General features: G+C 70.6%; 12 protein-coding genes. 3 read left to right on the top strand and 9 right to left on the bottom strand.

The genetic code is table 11. The features are described 5' to 3' along the window. Window position 1: 1 nt before the first annotated feature. From AHIS1636_RS00380 to AHIS1636_RS00365, 4 genes are all read right to left on the bottom strand, one after another. On the bottom strand, window positions 2–1,444 hold the full coding sequence (locus AHIS1636_RS00380) for a sensor histidine kinase (protein WP_264793824.1): 1,443 nt from the start codon (window positions 1,442–1,444) through the stop codon (window positions 2–4). Then, the gene (locus tag AHIS1636_RS00375; RefSeq protein ID WP_264793823.1) at window positions 1,437–2,099 is read right to left on the bottom strand and encodes a response regulator transcription factor; all 663 of its coding nucleotides are present in this window, start codon (window positions 2,097–2,099) and stop codon (window positions 1,437–1,439) included. The genes AHIS1636_RS00380 and AHIS1636_RS00375 overlap by 8 nt, the downstream gene beginning before the upstream one ends. A gap of 182 nt (window positions 2,100–2,281) precedes the next feature. Continuing rightward, window positions 2,282–3,241 carry an AfsR/SARP family transcriptional regulator gene (locus tag AHIS1636_RS00370; RefSeq protein WP_264794163.1) on the bottom strand — a complete coding sequence of 320 codons (960 nt, stop codon included), beginning with the start codon at window positions 3,239–3,241 and terminating at the stop codon, window positions 2,282–2,284. Window positions 3,242–3,631: 390 nt separating this feature from the next. Beyond that, window positions 3,632–4,396 (bottom strand): hypothetical protein, encoded by a 765-nt coding sequence (locus tag AHIS1636_RS00365; protein WP_264794162.1) that lies wholly within the window; start codon window positions 4,394–4,396, stop codon window positions 3,632–3,634. 58 nt (window positions 4,397–4,454) lie between these two features. Between AHIS1636_RS00365 and AHIS1636_RS00360 the strand changes: the two genes are divergently transcribed. The 3 genes from AHIS1636_RS00360 to AHIS1636_RS00350 are packed head-to-tail and all read left to right on the top strand — an operon-like array spanning window position 4,455 to window position 6,144. Continuing rightward, on the top strand, window positions 4,455–4,967 hold the full coding sequence (locus AHIS1636_RS00360) for a prepilin peptidase (RefSeq protein WP_264793822.1): 513 nt from the start codon (window positions 4,455–4,457) through the stop codon (window positions 4,965–4,967). A 45-nt stretch (window positions 4,968–5,012) separates the two neighbouring features. Then, window positions 5,013–5,483, top strand: a complete 471-nt coding sequence (locus AHIS1636_RS00355; RefSeq protein ID WP_264793821.1) for an NUDIX hydrolase — start codon at window positions 5,013–5,015, stop codon at window positions 5,481–5,483. Window positions 5,484–5,532: 49 nt separating this feature from the next. Next, window positions 5,533–6,144: a hypothetical protein gene (locus AHIS1636_RS00350; RefSeq protein ID WP_264793820.1), complete on the top strand. Its 612-nt coding sequence runs from the start codon at window positions 5,533–5,535 to the stop codon at window positions 6,142–6,144. A 14-nt stretch (window positions 6,145–6,158) separates the two neighbouring features. Here the strand turns inward: AHIS1636_RS00350 and AHIS1636_RS00345 are convergent, their stop codons facing one another. The 5 genes from AHIS1636_RS00345 to AHIS1636_RS00325 all read right to left on the bottom strand — a co-directional run bounded on the left by AHIS1636_RS00345 (window position 6,159) and on the right by AHIS1636_RS00325 (window position 15,754). Continuing rightward, a complete protein-coding gene (locus tag AHIS1636_RS00345; RefSeq protein WP_264793819.1) occupies window positions 6,159–7,766 on the bottom strand; it encodes a dynamin family protein in 1,608 nt (535 codons plus the stop codon). After that, window positions 7,763–9,592 carry a dynamin family protein gene (locus tag AHIS1636_RS00340; protein ID WP_264793818.1) on the bottom strand — a complete coding sequence of 610 codons (1,830 nt, stop codon included), beginning with the start codon at window positions 9,590–9,592 and terminating at the stop codon, window positions 7,763–7,765. Before AHIS1636_RS00340 ends, AHIS1636_RS00345 begins: the two co-directional genes overlap by 4 nt. Window positions 9,593–9,692: 100 nt before the next feature. Continuing rightward, the gene (locus AHIS1636_RS00335; RefSeq protein WP_264793817.1) at window positions 9,693–10,922 is read right to left on the bottom strand and encodes an IniB N-terminal domain-containing protein; all 1,230 of its coding nucleotides are present in this window, start codon (window positions 10,920–10,922) and stop codon (window positions 9,693–9,695) included. A 167-nt stretch (window positions 10,923–11,089) separates the two neighbouring features. After that, window positions 11,090–13,627 (bottom strand): LuxR C-terminal-related transcriptional regulator, encoded by a 2,538-nt coding sequence (locus tag AHIS1636_RS00330; protein WP_264793816.1) that lies wholly within the window; start codon window positions 13,625–13,627, stop codon window positions 11,090–11,092. Window positions 13,628–13,735: 108 nt separating this feature from the next. After that, window positions 13,736–15,754 (bottom strand): Hsp70 family protein, encoded by a 2,019-nt coding sequence (locus tag AHIS1636_RS00325; protein WP_264793815.1) that lies wholly within the window; start codon window positions 15,752–15,754, stop codon window positions 13,736–13,738. Window positions 15,755–15,833: the final 79 nt, after the last annotated feature.

Genomic DNA, 15,833 nt, shown 5'->3' with positions numbered 1-15,833 from the left:
ATCACGCGGGCAGCCTGACCAGGACCTCCGTCCCCTGTCCGGGTGCCGAATGCAGCGACAACGTTCCTCCGGCGGCCTGCACCGTGTCCTGCAGGATCTGCAGGCCGAAGTGCCCCGCCCGTTCGGCGGCGGCCGGCACGAACCCCTCGCCGTCGTCGTACACCGCAAGCTCGAGGTGCCCCGAGGCGGTGCGCGTGAGCGAAACGCTGACCAGGCTCGCACCACCAGCATGCTTGACGGCGTTCGTGACGGCCTCCCGGGCCGCCCGGTACAGCAGCGCGGATTGCTGCTCGTCGGTCTCCGGCGCCCCGTGGAGCCGCAGCGACCAGGCCATGTTGCGGGCGCGCACCGGGTCGCCGAGCCGTTCCAGGGCTCCGGCCAGGCCGAGGGCCGCCAGGTCCGGCGGGTAGAGCTCGGTGGTGATGCCGCGCAGGGTGCTGATGTTGTCCTGCACCAGCATGCGCGTGCGGCCCAGGAACTCCCGGCCGGGCGGGCGGTCCTGCAGCTCGTAGGATTCGAGCGAGTAGGCCAGTCCGGAGAGGTCCTGGATCACCTCGTCATGCAGGTCGCGGGCGAGCCGCTGGCGCTCCACTTCGGAGGCGTCGATGGCCTGCTGCAGCAGGGCCCGCTTGGTGGCGTTGTCCCGCTGCAGGCGCTGGGCCATGCGCAGGGCGGGCACCAGCTGGACCAGCTGCAGGACGGCCAGCGCGCCAAGGATCGGCGGGAGGATGCCGAGCATCATGCCCCGCTGGTCCGCTTCCACCTCGTGCGCCGTGTAGTAGATCTCGAAGATGATCGGTTCCCCGGCGGCGCTGTTCGTGCCGACGTATACCTCGACGAGCTTGCCGGAACCGGCCTCCAGCTGGTTCTCGGACTCGCTCTGTTCCTCGAAATGCGCGAAGCCCGGGCCCCCGGCCAGCAGCCGGTCGGAGCCTTCCGGCAGCCCGAAGTTCCGGCCGATCAGCGAATGCTGGTCTGAATAGAGGATGGTGCCGTCACTGGACCAGATCTTGATCCGCATGATCGCGTTGCGTTCGAACCGCGGAGCGAGCAGGCGGTCCATCCAGGCCAGGTCTTCCGGGTGGCGCTGCACCAGGTGTTCGGTGACGAAGGGGCCGACGGCGAAGTCCGCGGTTCCCTGCGTGCGCTGGATCGCGTGGTCCAGCGCCTGCTCCCGCGCGATCGCGCTGGCACCGAACACCACCGGTACGACGACGATCAGCAGCGTTGCGAAGGTGCTGATGGCGAAGCGCCGCATGGCCTTGTGCAGCTCCGAACGGTCAGCGCGGTCCGAGCCGAACCCGGCAGGATCGGACCGGCGGACGAAACCGGCGAGGCGGGCAGGCATCCCGCGCCGGGCACGCCGGCGCGTCCCGTTGCCGGGTCTGCTGCCCGGTTCCGGATCGCGCTGCTCGGGTGTTCGGACCTCGAGCGTGCTACTCATGGTGGCCGGAGGCCAGCAGCCCCAGCCGGCCGGCGACGGCGACAGCTTCCAATTGCGTGTGCGCGTCCAGCTTCGCAAGGATGGACTTCACGTAGCCGCGGCAGGTGTTCTCCGTGATGCCCAGGTGCTTGGCATTGGCCCGCACATCGTGCCCCTGGGCCATCAGCGTCAGGACCTGCCGTTCGCGCGTGGTCAACGCCGGCGCGTCAGGCTGCTCCGGCACCGTCTGCTTGCCGATCATGGCGAGCAGCGACGGATGGATCACCATTGATCCGCTCCGGGCGTGCCGCAGGGTGTCCAGCAAGGTGGTCAGCGATCCGTCCTTCGGCAGGAAACCGCAGATGCCCGACCCTGCCGCCTGCGCCAGGATGTCCGCGGCGGCATTGCCGGTGAGCATGATGATCCTGGTATCCGGACGGTCCGCCAGGATTTCACGCGCCGCGTCCAGCCCGTTGCCGTCCGGCAGGTGGTAGTCCATGACCACCACGTCCGGCTGTTCCGCCCGGCACAGGGCGATGCCTTCCCGGACGCCGCTGGCGGTGCCCGCATTCTCCAAATCCTCCTGCCGGTCCAATGCATCCGACAGCAGTTCCGCAAATGTCGTATGGTCGTCAACGACCACGACTCGGGACGTATCCCGTATTCCTTCGGCCATAGCAAGTCCCCAACCCAAGCCCCCCGACACGGTCATAATGCAGTATGCGCCATGGCTGAACCGATGTACATAGCCGCGGATGGCGGGTCGCGCCGCCACAAGGGTCGATGACGCCTTGTGGCGGCGCGTCCGGTCGCGTATGCAGCTAGCCAAGTACGACGGCGCCGGCGCACCTCTTGCGCCTAGGCGGTGGCCAGGGCGCGGTTCAGGAAGGTGCTGATGACCCTGCCGGCCCGTTCGTGCCCGGCGCCTGCCGGGAATGAACGGGACTTGGCCGGAACCGCCGCCCGGGCGGCCGGCTGCAGCGTATGGCTGTGCATCTGGTCATTGAGATACAGCAGCGCCTCGAGCACTTCCGACAGGTCGCCGTCGGAGGCCGCCGTGGCCTGCAGCAGCCGGGCGTGCGCGGCGCGGAGCCCGGGGCCCGGGGTGCAGCCGAGGTCGCGGTCGAGCAGCCGGCGGCACTTGTCGTAGGCCTGCAGGCCCTCGGAATAGCGGCCGGCCGCCTCGTATCCGCTGACCAGCGCGGACCAGGCCCGTTCGTTCAGCGGCTCGGCCGCCACGGCCTGCTGGCTCCAGTGCACGGCCTTGTCGGCCTGGCCTGCGGCGTGCGCGGCCTCCGCCGCCATGATCTGCACGGCCGTGACATCGGCGGCATGGTTTTCCCGCGCCTCTCCGGCCCACTCCGGTGCGAGTTCGTCGCTGAGCAGCGGCCCGGTCGCCAGGGCCAGCGCCTCGACCAGCAGCGGGTAGGCCTCGGCGGGCGTGCTGTGCTCGGCGCGGAGCATCAGCGCGTTGAACCGGTGCAGGTCCAGGTCCACGAGCGACTGCTCCAGCACGTAGCCGCCGTTCGCGGTCCGCAGCGGGCCGGTCTTCGCGCAGCCCGGCTGCAGGTTGCGCCGCAGCACGCTGACATAGCTTTCCAAGGTGGCCAACGCTTCGCCGGGTGCGCGGCCGCCCCAGAGAAGATCGATGAGCCGGTCCTTGGACACCGGCGTGCCCAGGTTCAGCAGCAGGATTTCGAAGATCTGCCTGGGCTTCGGGCCGCCCAGCGAGGCCGCGGTCAAGACCGTTTCACCCCGGTGGACCTGCAGGTTGCCAATGATTTTGACGGAAATGGGCATGGCATGCCCGACTGACATTTGCTCCACGACGTCCCCCTCGTAGTAAGCACCCCCAACGAATGCTGGTTCCATAGTGCTGGTTGGTGATACGAGTAACAACCCCCAATTTGCCCCATCCCGCCCCCTAATGTTGGGGGGTGGCGCGGATCACCCTTTATCGGTTCACCGGCCAAGGGTTTTCCCAATAGGGCCGGGCCATGGTTGGGGAACCTGCAGCTGCGGCTGCCGGGCAGGACGGATGTCCGGCAACCGCGCAGGTGGCACCGGAAGGTGCCGTCGATGAAAGAACCCGGGCCTCGGCATCGCCCCCAAACGCCGGGGCCCGGGCTTTTCTTCGGGCGGCTTACGGTGCCTGCGGCTTTCCCGCCGTCACGCTGTTTCCCGTGCTCGCCGGGAACCCTCGAGGGCTCAGGGCGGCCCGGGCTGCAGCGGCCAGGGGATGTGGGCGCGCACATCGGTGAGGTTCATGCTCACCTCGACGAACAGGTCGTCCAGCATGTATTCGTCGACGCCTCGGATGGCCAGGCTGTGGCCGGCGCCCGCGCCGGGCCCGTCCAGGGCGAGGCTGTAGACGCAGACGGCTGTCTCGCGGTCGAGCCGCACCAAAGTCCTGCCGGGCGCAAGTAGCGGATGGCCGGCGTCGTACGGGCGATAGCCCTGGTTCGGGGAGAGGATGGCCTCCAGCACCCCGCGGCCCTCGTGCTCAGCCTCCTCGACGCTCAGCAGTTCCGCTACGTTGGCATACGGCGTCTCGAAGGACACGGGCGCCGGGCCGGCCAGCTCCACCGGGTCCAGCATGGACGACCATCGGCCGTTGCCGAAGACGGGTTCGCCGTAGGCGGCCTCCGGGCGGCGGCGGACCAGGCCCTCGTTGGTGTAGACGGGATGGACCAGCTGCGGAGGCAGCAGCCAGGAGCGGCGGGTGGCACTGACATAGAAGTCGTCCTTGGAATCGTTGATGTCCTTGGTGCTGTAGAGCAGCAGGCCGTCGATCGATTCGACGCGCAGCGCGTTCGGCCGCCGGGCCCAGGCGCGAAGGCCGGCCGCTGCCGAAGCGTCCTGGCTTTCGGAACCGGAGGGCAGGGCGTGGTACTCGAAGCGCAGGCTCTGCCAGCGCCAGGGCGAGGAGCGGCACAGGCAGCGGAAGCGTTCGGCGTCCGTCGGGCTGACCATATCCACAGTGTAGGTCTTCGCCCCCGGCTGTGCGCCGGCGGTGAAGTACGTTGGGACCATGCTCCTGGAACTGGCGCGGCTGTGGCCGGCATACCCGCTCGCGTTCGGCGCGCTGCTGGCCGCCGGAGCCTACCTGCTGGTCATCGGGGCGCGGCTGAGCTGGATAGACCTGCGCACCCACCGGCTGCCCAACCGGATCGTCTTCCCGGCCTACCCGGTTGCCGGCGTCCTGCTGGGCACGGCGGCGCTCGCCGGCGGCGAGCCGGGCCGGTTGTGGGGGCTCGCGGCGGGCGGGGCGCTGCTGTGGCTCTTCTACTTTGCCGTCCGGTTCGTGTATCCGGCAGGGATGGGCTTCGGGGACGTCAAACTGGCCGGCGTGCTGGGGCTGTACCTGGGCTACGTGGACTGGATCCTGCTGCTGTGGGGGACGTTCGCGGCGTTCCTGCTCGGCGGACTGTACGGGGTCGCGATGATGGCGCTGCGGCGGGCAGGCCTGAAATCGGCCATCCCGTTCGGGCCGTTCATGATTGCGGGCGCGCTGCTGACGCTGGCGCTCCCGGCGTCGGGGTGAGCCCGGCTGCGCCGGCCGGCGGGCGCCGGACAGTAGGCTGGGGGAATGCCCACCCCTGACTTCATCCTTGAGCTGCGCAAGAAAATCGGCCACGACCTGCTCTGGCTGCCCGGGACCACCGCGGTGGTGCTCGACGGGGAGGGCCGCGTGCTGCTCGGCCGGCGCGCCGACAACGGGGTGTGGACGCTGATCACCGGCATCCTCGAGCCGGGGGAGCAGCCGGCGGTGGGCATGGTCCGCGAGATCTACGAGGAGACCTCGGTGGTAGCCGAGGTCGAACACCTGGCCGAGGTCTATGCAGGCGGGCCGATGGAGTTCGTCAACGGCGACCGGGCGCAGTTCCTGACGCTGACCTTCCGCTGCCGCTACGTGTCCGGCGAGGCAAGGGTGAACGACGACGAGTCCTCCGAGGTGGGCTGGTTTCCGCTCGATGACCTGCCGCCGCTGCCGGCATACCACCAGGACCGGCTGCAGGCGGCGCTGCGCTCCAGCGGCGTTCCGGAGTTCGTCCGCTAATTTCGGACAGTGGTTGCATCCCGCCCCCGCGGCGGATACATTACAGGCCATGTCTGAAGGACAGGAACCGGGGGATTCCGCTTCACGCCGTCTGGGGGAACAGCGGGCGCCGGAGCGCACCATGCCGCGCCGGCCGCAAATGTCGGACCTTACGCCGGCGCCGATCCACGCGCGCATCCCGCCGCCCGGAACCATCAAGGCCGCCCGGGCCGCATGGATCCTGAGTTTCCTCGCGGCGGCGCTGATGGGGACGATCGCCTATTTCGCCAGGGACAAGGAACTGGAGCGGCTGCGCCAGCTGATCAACGGGATGCAGCAGGCGGACGCGGACACGCTGCACGCCGTGGCCTCCGCGGTACTCTGGGGCAGCCTGGCCGTCGTGGGACTGGTGGTGCTGGTGGAGATGGTGCTCCTGGCCGCACTGATGCGCCGGCGCAGCGGCGTCCGGTGGGTCCAGCTGGGAGTCCTGCTGCTCCACGGCGGCGCTACGGTGCTCGCCGACGCCGTCCTGGTGGACGTCGCCGAGCAGGGACCCTATCTCCGCGTGCTGCTCCTGGCCCAGCTGGCGCTCGCCGCCGCCGGGCTGCTGACCAGCTTGCTGCCGGGGGCGGAGCGGTGGTTCCGGGCCACGCACGAGCCGACCCGCCGCAGGCTGCAATGACGCGCGTTACGGCGTCATTGGACCCCGGCCTTAACTGAACCCGCCGGCACCGGCAGCCCGGACTTTCCCGCTGCCTCCTGCTGCGGCCGGCCCGGAGCAGGAGGCAGCTGGGTGAGAAGCGCTTCGCAGCTGCGCTGGACCACCTGGCACACGCCGGCGGCGCACCGGCCGGTGAGCGGGTTGGCGGCCAGCGCCCGCCAGCGGTGGAGGCTTTCCAGCGCCCGTTCGCGCAGCTCGGCGCCGGTGGCGTCCTCGTCCAGTCCCAGCCGCCGGGCGGGCCCCACGCCTTGGCCGCCGATCAGCCGCTCGGCTTCCCGGGCGTCTGCCGGAGCGAGACCGAGGCCTGCGGTGCGGGCGTCCGCCAGCAGCCGCAGCTCGCGGAACTCGTGGGCGTTCGACTGGATCCTCTCCAGCGCTGCCTCCAGCGGCGCGGTCCCCGTGCGCGGCCGCTCGCGCAGCAGCTTCTCCACGCCGATGAGCGCGGTGCGGGCCTTGAGGTGCTCAGCGCGGGCCCTGAACTGGCCGGCCAGCAGCTGCAGCAGGTCGTCCAGTCCGCTGCGCCGCGCCAGCTCGTGGGCCAGCTCCGTGGGATCTGCGGTGCCGCCGCGGATCAGCACCGCGGCCAGGCGGATGCCGAACAGTCCGAACCGGTCCAGCAGCTCGGCGCGCTCCCGCTCGGTGCCTCCGAAGCCGGCGGCTTCTCCGCCGGTGCCTCCTGCGCCGCCGGCTCGCACGAAGCGGTCCGCGGAGAGCAGCAGCCGTTCGCGGGCGTTGCGGTCCAGCCGGGCAACGTCCCGCAGCATGGCGAACTCCCGCTGGCGCAGGGTGCGCGCGCTTTGGGCGAGCAGGCCGGCGATCGGCACCACGCCCAGGGCCAGCGTCCGCAGCCCGGGGTCCTGCCGGTAGCGTTCGGCGATGCCGGCAGCCGAGAGCAGTGAGTCGATCCGTCCGGCGCCGATCTCGTCCGCACGCGAGAGCACGGCCAGCGCATTGACCGTGCCTGACTGCCCGGTGGCGGTATCCCGGAAGGCCTCCAGGAAGTTCAGGTCCGAGGCGTGCAGGTGGCGCATCAGGTAGACGGCGGCATCCGCCTCGGAAGGCTTGTCCTCCGGCAGCAGGAAGCTGCTGGCCCGAGCGGACACGTCCGTGGACAGCGAGGCGATCCCGGGGGTGTCGATGAGGGTCAGCTCGCGCAGGCTGCGGGCCGGCCAGTCCACCACCAGCCGCGCCACGTCTTCGGCCCGGAACCCGCCGAGGTCGAACTGCAGCCGGCCGGCCGAGCGCCGCACCGGCAGCGAACGGGGCTCGGCCGCCGGATCGGCCGGGTACAGGGTGATCCCCGGGGTATCGCCGTATCGGTACCACGTGACGATCCTGGTGCACTCGCCGGTGTCCGTCGGCGCGATCTCTTCGCCGATGATCGCATTCAGCAGGGTTGACTTGCCGGCTTTGACCATGCCGGCGATGGCCACGCGCAGCGGCTCCCGAAGCCGCTGCGCGTAACCGGCGAGCAGAGCGGACGCGTGCGCGTCGCCGTCGTAAACAACGGCGGCGTCCCGCACCAGGGCGGCGACCTCCGCACCGATGCCGGAGGGGCCCGTGGCAGCCGGCCGGAGCGTCACGGCCGGCCCGCCAGCGCCGACTCCGGCGCGAGGGACTGGGCTTGCTTATGCAGTGCCTCGACCTTCCTGAGTTCGAGCTGGATCGCCCGGATGCGCTGCTCGCTCTCCTTCGCGTAGGTGGTCGCCGCCTTCTGCGCGGCGGCCACGGAATCGCCGAGGGAGCGGTGGTGCTCTTCGGCGATCTCCGTGAAGTGGTCGCGGGTGGCGCGCTGGATCAGGCGGAGGCGGTCCTTGAGTTGCTTACCGACCTGGAAGATGACGTCGTCGATGTAGCGGCGGACCAGGTTCTTGGCGTCGGCCTGGCGCCGCTTGAGCCGGTTTTCCTTGTCCTCGCGGTAGGCCTTGCCGCCGAGCAGCAGGCCCGCGCCGACGGAGAGCGGGTTGACCAGGGCCATGCCCATGAGCCCGGTGAGCAGGCCGAACATGAGCACGCCGCCGTAGGAGCCGCGCATGCCGATCAGCACCTTCTCGATGGGTCCGAGCCGGCCCGGGTCCAGCTCAGGCACCAGCTCCACCGGGTCCAGCACGTCCTCGGTGTCTTCGACCCGGAGCATGGGCAGGGGCGGCTCGTCCTCGGCGAAGTGCCCCGCGACCTCGGCGGCCAGCCACTGGCCGCGTTCGCTGGTCCAGACGAAGGTGTCGGAGACGGCGGCGGCGCTGCGCTGCTCGAGCCATTCGACGAACTGCGGCCACATCTTGCCCGGATCCGAGAGGTCGATGGCCTCCTCCGCTTCGCGCTGGATCCGCCGCAGCCGGTCGCGCAGGTCATGCTCCAAGTCGGAAATGAGGTCGCTGATCCCGTCATTGAGCGTCACCTGCCAGCGCGACGAGCGGCGGCGCAGGTCGTCGGCGCGCTGCCTCGCGGCCTCCAGCCCGGCGATCATCGCGGGCGTGCTCTCCGGGTCCTGCAGGGCGCTGAGCTCCGACTGCAGCGACAGGCGCAGATGGTCGGAGGCCGAGAGCAGGTCCTGCGCCACCGAGCGGCGCTGCAGCTGCTCGGCGCGCCCGAGCACGTCCTGGCGGAGGTAGGCGATCAGCTCCGGGAACCCCGACTCGGCGTTGAGCTCGGTGTCCTGTAGCCGGGCGGCATGCAGCCGCAGGTCGGCGGAGACGGGGAAGAGCCCGACGCCGGGGGCTGCCTCCGCCAGATGGGTCCGGTCGAGTGCGGCCACCTGCCGCCATTGCGGGTAGAGGTCCGTCTTGGTCAGCACGCAGGCGACGTTCGGGCAGATCCGCATGGCCTGGCGCAGGAAGCGGATCTCCGGCTCGGTGTACTCCTGCGAGGCGTCGGAGACCAGGAGCATGGCATCCGCCGTCGGCAGCGCGGTGAGCGTGGTGAAGGAGTGGGTCGAATTGAGCCCGCCGACTCCCGGGGAGTCCACCAGGGTGAGCCCGCCGGAGAGGAGCTTGCGCGGGAGGAAGACTTCCGCGGCGGCCAGCCGGTGCCGGTTGCCGGAATTGCCGTTCTCGGACACGTAGCGGGCCAGGTCCTCGATCGGCACCTCGCGGCGCTCGAGTTCGGGCTCGCCGCCGGTGTCCTCGCCGCCGTCCCGGGGGACCATGATCCTGGCGGAGGCCGGACTTCCGTGCCGGACCACGGTGGGCACGGAGGTAGCGATGTCGTCATCGACCGGACAGACGGGGGCGTTGACGAGCGCGTTGATCAGTTTGCTCTTGCCCTGCTTGAACTCGCCGACCACGATGACGCGGACGGCCGGATCGAGCACCCGCCGCCGGGTCTGCTCCAGCCTCCGGCGCAGATCCGTCCGATCGGCCTCCGCTGCCAGTGCGATGCTCTGCTCCACGAGTTTGGCCAACTCAGCCATACCTGCCTCCTCCTGCGTGCCAGCGTTAAGCACAGACCTGCCCGGCAGGAACTCCCTCCCTTCCTGCCGGGCCGGCTGTGCGCCGTGAAGTCCGAAAGGATCAGTCTTCGACGGTGACCTCGGTGTTCGCTTCGACGTCCACCTCGTTGTCCGCAACGATGGTCGAATCCTCGATCTCGGTGAACTCGGCGTCGATGTCGCCGATTTCCGTCTGGGTGACGTCGACGTCGCCGACGTCGGTCGAGTTGTCCTGGAAGGAATCCTCGACGACGAGGTCCAGGTTGTCGGAGTTGTCGACCTCCGAGTTGTCCTGGAAGGAATCCTCGATGTCGACGTTGATCTCCTCGTTGCCGACATTGTCGAGGTTGTGGGAGTTGTCGACCTCGGAGTTGTCCTGGAAGGAGTCCTCGATGGCGACTTCGGTTTCGTCGTTGTAAGAGTCGTTGACGGAGTTGTCGGAGTTGTCGTTGAAGGAGTCCTCAAGCGACACATCGACGTTGGTCTCATCGATGTCCACGGTGTTGCCGTTGCCGTCGATGCCGTCGTTGTCTTCGCTGTTGTCCTCGTTGTAGGAGTCGTCGATGTCGACGTCGGTGTTGAACGAATCGTTGACCAGGGTGTCGTCGCTGTCGATTTCGACGTCCGCGTTGCCCTCGACATCGATGTTGGTGGAGTTGTCTTCCGAGTTGTCCTGGTCGACGTCGCCGCCGGCAGCGATGGAGTCGTCGCCGTTGGCCACGTTCGCGTCGTCGCCTGCGGCCACGGCGTCATCGCCGGAGGCGACCACGGAATCGTTGTCGAAGATCTGGTGGACGTCGCCGTCGGCCCAGATGTTCTGGTTCACGGACTGGTCGACGATGGTGTCGCGGTCGTCAACCTCCGAGGTGTAGGAGTAGTGGTTCAGGATGTGGGTCAGCTGCGTGACGGCGTGATGATGGTCGTCATCCCAGCCATCGTCGTCATCGTCGTCGTCCCAGTCGTGGTCGTCATCGTCGTCATGCCGGCCGTTGTCGTCGTCGTCCCGGTCCCAGCCGCCGCCTCCGCCGTTGTCGTCGTTGCCGCCGCTGACCGGGTTGAACGGGTTGTTGTCCTCGATGGAGGACTCGTTGCGGCCGGTGTTGTACTCCCGGTCGAAGGACGAGTCGACGGAAACCGGAGCGAAGTCCAGGATGACGGGGCGGACTGCGTCGACATCCCGGCTGCAGACCCCCTCAAGGCCGGCCTCCTGGAGTACGCGCTCGGGATCGTCGCGGAATTCCGCGGCCTTGTCCGGGTCGCGGAACAGGTCCATGAGGAAATCAACCAGCATGGTCGTGATCGAAGTCGTCATTGCAAACTCCTCATTCGAATGTGCGTGTGAAGGTCGTTCGCCAGGCTCGGTGCTTGGCTGGTTCCAACGTAGGTCCGGGCGAGCGGGGCCGGCATCGGTGATAGTTCCCCTACCGAAACCCCGATGGTGGGGGGATCCGGCCGCCCCCGATTAGGGAGGGAGGGGCCCTAAGGCACGGGGGGTGGGGGACCCCCGGATGAGGGGGCCTCGTCAACGAGCTCAAGCCGCAGCTGGTCTAGCAGTTCGGAGCGTGAGGAGGCACCGAGCCGCCGGCGGATCCGCGCGATGTGGTGCTCGGCGGTCCGCGGCGAGATGAACATCGCCTCGCCAATCTCCCGGTAGGTCTTCCCGGCCAGGACATGCCGGGCCACGTCGCGCTCGCGCGTGCTGAGCCGCGAGCTCTGCCCGGAATCTGCCTGCTGCGACAGCGAAGGCGGCAGGCCAGCCCTGCCGAGGGCGGCCGGGCGCCGCTCCAGCGGCGGCTCGGCCGGTGCCGGCGCCTGGACCGGATCCATGGTGTCGGCCGATCCCGGATGGAGATCGCGCGCGCAGGCGAGGAGCCTCGTGGTATCGCGGCGCTCCTCCGCGCGTCCGGCTGCGTGGCCCGCGAGCCTCGAACCGTCCCAGGTCAAGCCGACTGTGGCCAGCCCCCTGGCGGCGGTCTCGACGGCGTCCGCCTCCACCTGCCCCGACAGCACCTGCACCCAGGCCCGGCCGGCGGCCGCGAGCACGGCGGCCAGATGGTTGCTGCGCGAGGCTCTGACCAGGGCAGCGGCGTGCGGTGCCAAATCCGCGGGGCGCTCGGAGAGGATGCCGGCCTGGACGGCCTGCCAGTGCAGCGGAACGGCCCACAGGGGCGGGTCGCCCAGCCGGTCCAGCAATGACCACGCCTCGGCGAGGTGCGGCTCCAGCCTGGCGGTCTCCCGGAGCCTTGCCGCTGCCACCATCAGTTCGCCGAGAGGCAGCAGGCTGAACAGGTCGATGGCCACGTGGAGAAGGCCTTCGCGAGCCCGCCGCCAGGCCCGCACCAGCGCCGGGACGTCGTCCGTCCGGCGGGCGAGTCCCACGTCGAGGGCGAGCAGCAGCAGTTCGTCGCGCGGCGCGACGGGATGATCGACGGCGGCGGCCTCGGCCATGGCGGCCCGGGCACCTTCGGGACGGTCCTGCAGCATGCGTGACCACGCCCGAAGCAGCAGCAGTCGCCGGCGGCCGACGGTTCCGCCTTGGCCGCCGTCGATAGCCGCGGTGAGGACGGAATCCGCAATCTCGAGTTCGCCGCCATGCAACGCGGCCAGCGCGGCGAGGGCCGCGGGCAGTTCGGGCACTGGGTCGAGCGACCCGGATGCGGTCATCATGTCGGAGGCCCGGATCAATGTCGGCAGGACCTGCGCGGGCGCATCGCCGATGGTCGCCAGGGTGCCTTGGGCCATCAGCCGGACGGCCACGGCCTTCAGCGTGGGCGAACCGGTCGCGGGCGGAGCGGCGGCCATCTCCTCCGCTCCATGGCGGTCCCCGGTGGCGACCATGGCGACAACCGCCAGCGGTGCCGAGGCGCCGGCTCGCTCCGGACCGAGCCAGCGGTAGACATCGGCTCCGCGCAGGAACATGCCGCGCTGTGCCCACATTGCCGCGGCGACGTCGGCAGCGCGGAGCACGTCCGGGGCATCGTCCTGCACCAGCAACCGGTCCAGGATCCGGCCGGCGCCGTCGAGGTCGCCCAGCACATAGGCCGCCTGGGCGCGCCGGGCCGCGGTCTCGAGCCCCTCCGCTCCCGCTGCCCGGGCTTCGTCGTAGAGCTCCGCAGCGAGGCCGGGCTGGGTGGGAAGGGCACGGTCTGCCGCACGCTCCAGCGCGGCCGCGACCCGGGGGTCCCTAAGCCCGTTGTGCGCGAGCGGCCGGGCCGCGCGGCCAAGAGGAAGTCCACCGGCAGTCAGGGAGTCGACCAGGGCCCTTTGCAGGCCGTGCAGCTGGTGGGCGGGCGTCGTCTCCAGCAGGGCACGGCGCAGCAGCGGGACCAGCCGGCCATCGGGGAGCATCAGGCCGGCATCCTTGGCCTCGAGCACGAGCAGGTCGGGATTGCCGAGTTCCTCCACCGGCCGGGCGGCGGCCGATAGGTCGAAGCCCACGGCAAGAAGCAGCAGCAGCTGCCGGAGCGTGGGCTCCAGCCTGTCGAGCTCGTAAGCCAGCTGGTCCAGCAGGCCGGGCGGGAGCTGACTGTCGTTGTCCTTCGAAAAGGCACCGCGCCAACCGGCGGTCGCGGCGGCGAGATATCGATGCACCAGCCAGGGCAGTCCGCCGGTAGCCTCGACAACCACGCGGGCCAAGGCCTCCGGTTCCGGCACGTCCTGGAGCCGGGAGGCGCGTTCGGCGACCTCGACGGCGGTGAGCGGCCCCAGCACCACGGGGGCATGGTGCTGTTCGAGTTCGCGCACCAGCAGCTCCAAGGCGTTCGATATCCGCCGAGGACGATAAGCGACCACCAGGCTCACCTCAGGAGCGGCGACGAGGGCGTGGATCCTAGACAGCGCGTCGTCGCCGAGCATCTGGGCCGAGTCGACGAGGACCGCCCCGCGCGTTGGCAAGGCGCAGCAGCCCTGGTCGTCACGGATGCGCCTGACCTCAACACCGCGCGCGGCAAACCGGCTTTCCAGCTCGTCGAGCAGGGCGCTCTTGCCGGTTCCTCCGGCGCCGGCGATGGCCGCCAACAGCCTGCCCGGGGGAACAGACTCGGCGTCGCCGAGAAGGCCGCCCCAGGCAGCAGCCGGCGGAAGGCAGGAAGAACTGCGCGATGACGTCGCGGGATTCAAACCGGCTCACCCTTCCGGTGCCGGCGGTGCCGGGTCGGAGGGAGGCACGGTCGCGGGCTCCGAGGTCGGCGCCACCGTTTCGGGCGCGACCGTAGGTGCGGGCACCGGCACCGGTTCGGCGGGGGCCGGGTCGGTGACGGGCGGCAGTTCGACCGGGGCCGGCTCGGTTGCGGGCGGCGGTTCGACGGGGGCCGGGTCGGTTGCGGGCGGCGGGTCGGCGGGCACGGGATCCGGTGCCGGCCCCGGATCGACGGGTGCAGGGTCCGCCGGCTGCGTAGGCTGCGGCGCCGGGGCGGGCGCCTCCGGCTGCGTCACCGGGGTCGACGGCGCGGGTGCCTGGGTGCCCGGCGGTGCCGAGGAGGGGACGGCGGCAGGTGTCCCGGAGGATGGTGCCGCAGGAGATGACACCCCGTCGGCGGCGGGCGCGCTCGGGCTCGCGGACGCCGGGGCCTGCTGCTGATCCGTGCCGCCCGTCGGAATCCGCGGGGCATCGCCTCCTCCGGCCAGGGTCGACGGGCTGGGGGAGGAGCCGGGGCCGGCGTTGCCGTCCAGACCCATACCGTCGGGTCCGAGCGGGAAGGCGGGAACGGCTCCGGCGCCGCCGCCTGCGGCGGTGCCGCCCCCGCCGCCGGTGCCCGAGGTTCCGGCGGTTCCTTCCGGCGTGGCGGCGTCGGCGGTGCCCGCGCCAGCGATCGACGCCAAGGAACCAAGGTCCAGCGGCGCCTGGGCGGCGGTGGCGCTGAGCACGGCCAGGCCGGCGACCGCTGCGGCCACGGCGCCGACCCGCACGGCGGTGTGCTGGCGGGGCTTGGCCTCCGCCGGCCGGTGCGTCGGGGCGGCACCGGGCAACAGCACATCCCGGCCCTCCTCCGCATCGGTAGGATCAGCGCCCGGGCCGTTGCCGCCGTCGTCCGTTGCCTCCGGATCCCCGGCCGCGGGAACGGGCAGGGCGGCGGCCGCAGCGAGCGCGGCACCCAAGCTGATCGAGGCCTTCGGGTCGGCGTCGATGGCAAGGGGCCGGTCCAGCTCGGCCGAGAGTTGCTGCGCCACCAGCGGGATGCGCGAAGAGCCGCCGATCAGCAGCACCGCACTGAGCTGCACGGGATCGACGCCGGCCGCCTCCAGCGTGTTGCGGAGCGTGCCGATGGTCTGCCCGATGGCGTCGTCGATCATGGCCTCGAATTCCTGCCGCACCAACCGGACCTGGGTCTGCGCCCCGGGCAGCAGCACCGGAATAGTCGCCTCCGAGTCGGACGACAGCGCTTCCTTGGCTTCGGTGCATTCCCGGCGCAGCCGCGCGAGCGCCAGCAGGACCGCGGGATCGGCAGTGTCGAGTCCGTCGAAGGCTTCGGCCGCGCTGGCGGTCACGTGGTTGAACACGGCTTCGTCGAAGTCCGCGCCGCCAAGCTGGTCGATGCCGTCCGGCCTGCCCAGCGGGCTGAAGCTGGTACTGCTGTCCTTGCGGAGGACCGCGGCGTCGAAGGTGCCCCCGCCGAGGTCGTAGACGGCGACAAGGCTGCCCTCCGGGACGCGCTCCTGCGAGGCGTAGTGCAGGGCCGCGGCCTCGGGTTCGCTGACCAGGGCGGCATCCGCGAGGCCGGCCTGGGCCAGGGCCTGGCGCAGCAGTTCGGACTTGTAGCCGCCCCAGGACGCGGGATGGGATACGGTGACGGCCAGCGGCGCGGAACCCTCGCGTTCCGTTGCGCGGTCCACCACCCAGCGGGCCATGGTGGCAAGGAGTTCTTCCGGGGCGGCGAACCGGTCGCCGACGACGATGGGTACGGAATCGCCGACGCGGCGTTTGAATTCGCGCACCACGCGTTCGGGCTGGTCGACGGCGCGCCGCTCGGCGGCGTCGCCGACCAGGACCTGGCCGTCCCCGCCGAGGAAGACCACCGACGGGATGGTCGCGGCGCGCTGGCCGAGGTGAAACGATTGCGGTCCTGCCGGTCCCTGCGAGCCGGTCCGGGCTACCGCCGCGGCCGTAAAACTCGTGCCGACATCAATGCCAAGTACGTACGCCATGGTCCCCCCAAGGGCGAGCGCGCACCAACTCCCCCGTGGACGAAACCTGCGAGCCTGGCCGTCCAGAGTTGCTGCTCGG

This window comes from Arthrobacter mangrovi (assembly GCF_026011795.1).
Taxonomy (GTDB): domain Bacteria; phylum Actinomycetota; class Actinomycetes; order Actinomycetales; family Micrococcaceae; genus Crystallibacter; species Crystallibacter mangrovi.
This window is presented reverse-complemented; position numbering and strand designations above follow the sequence as displayed.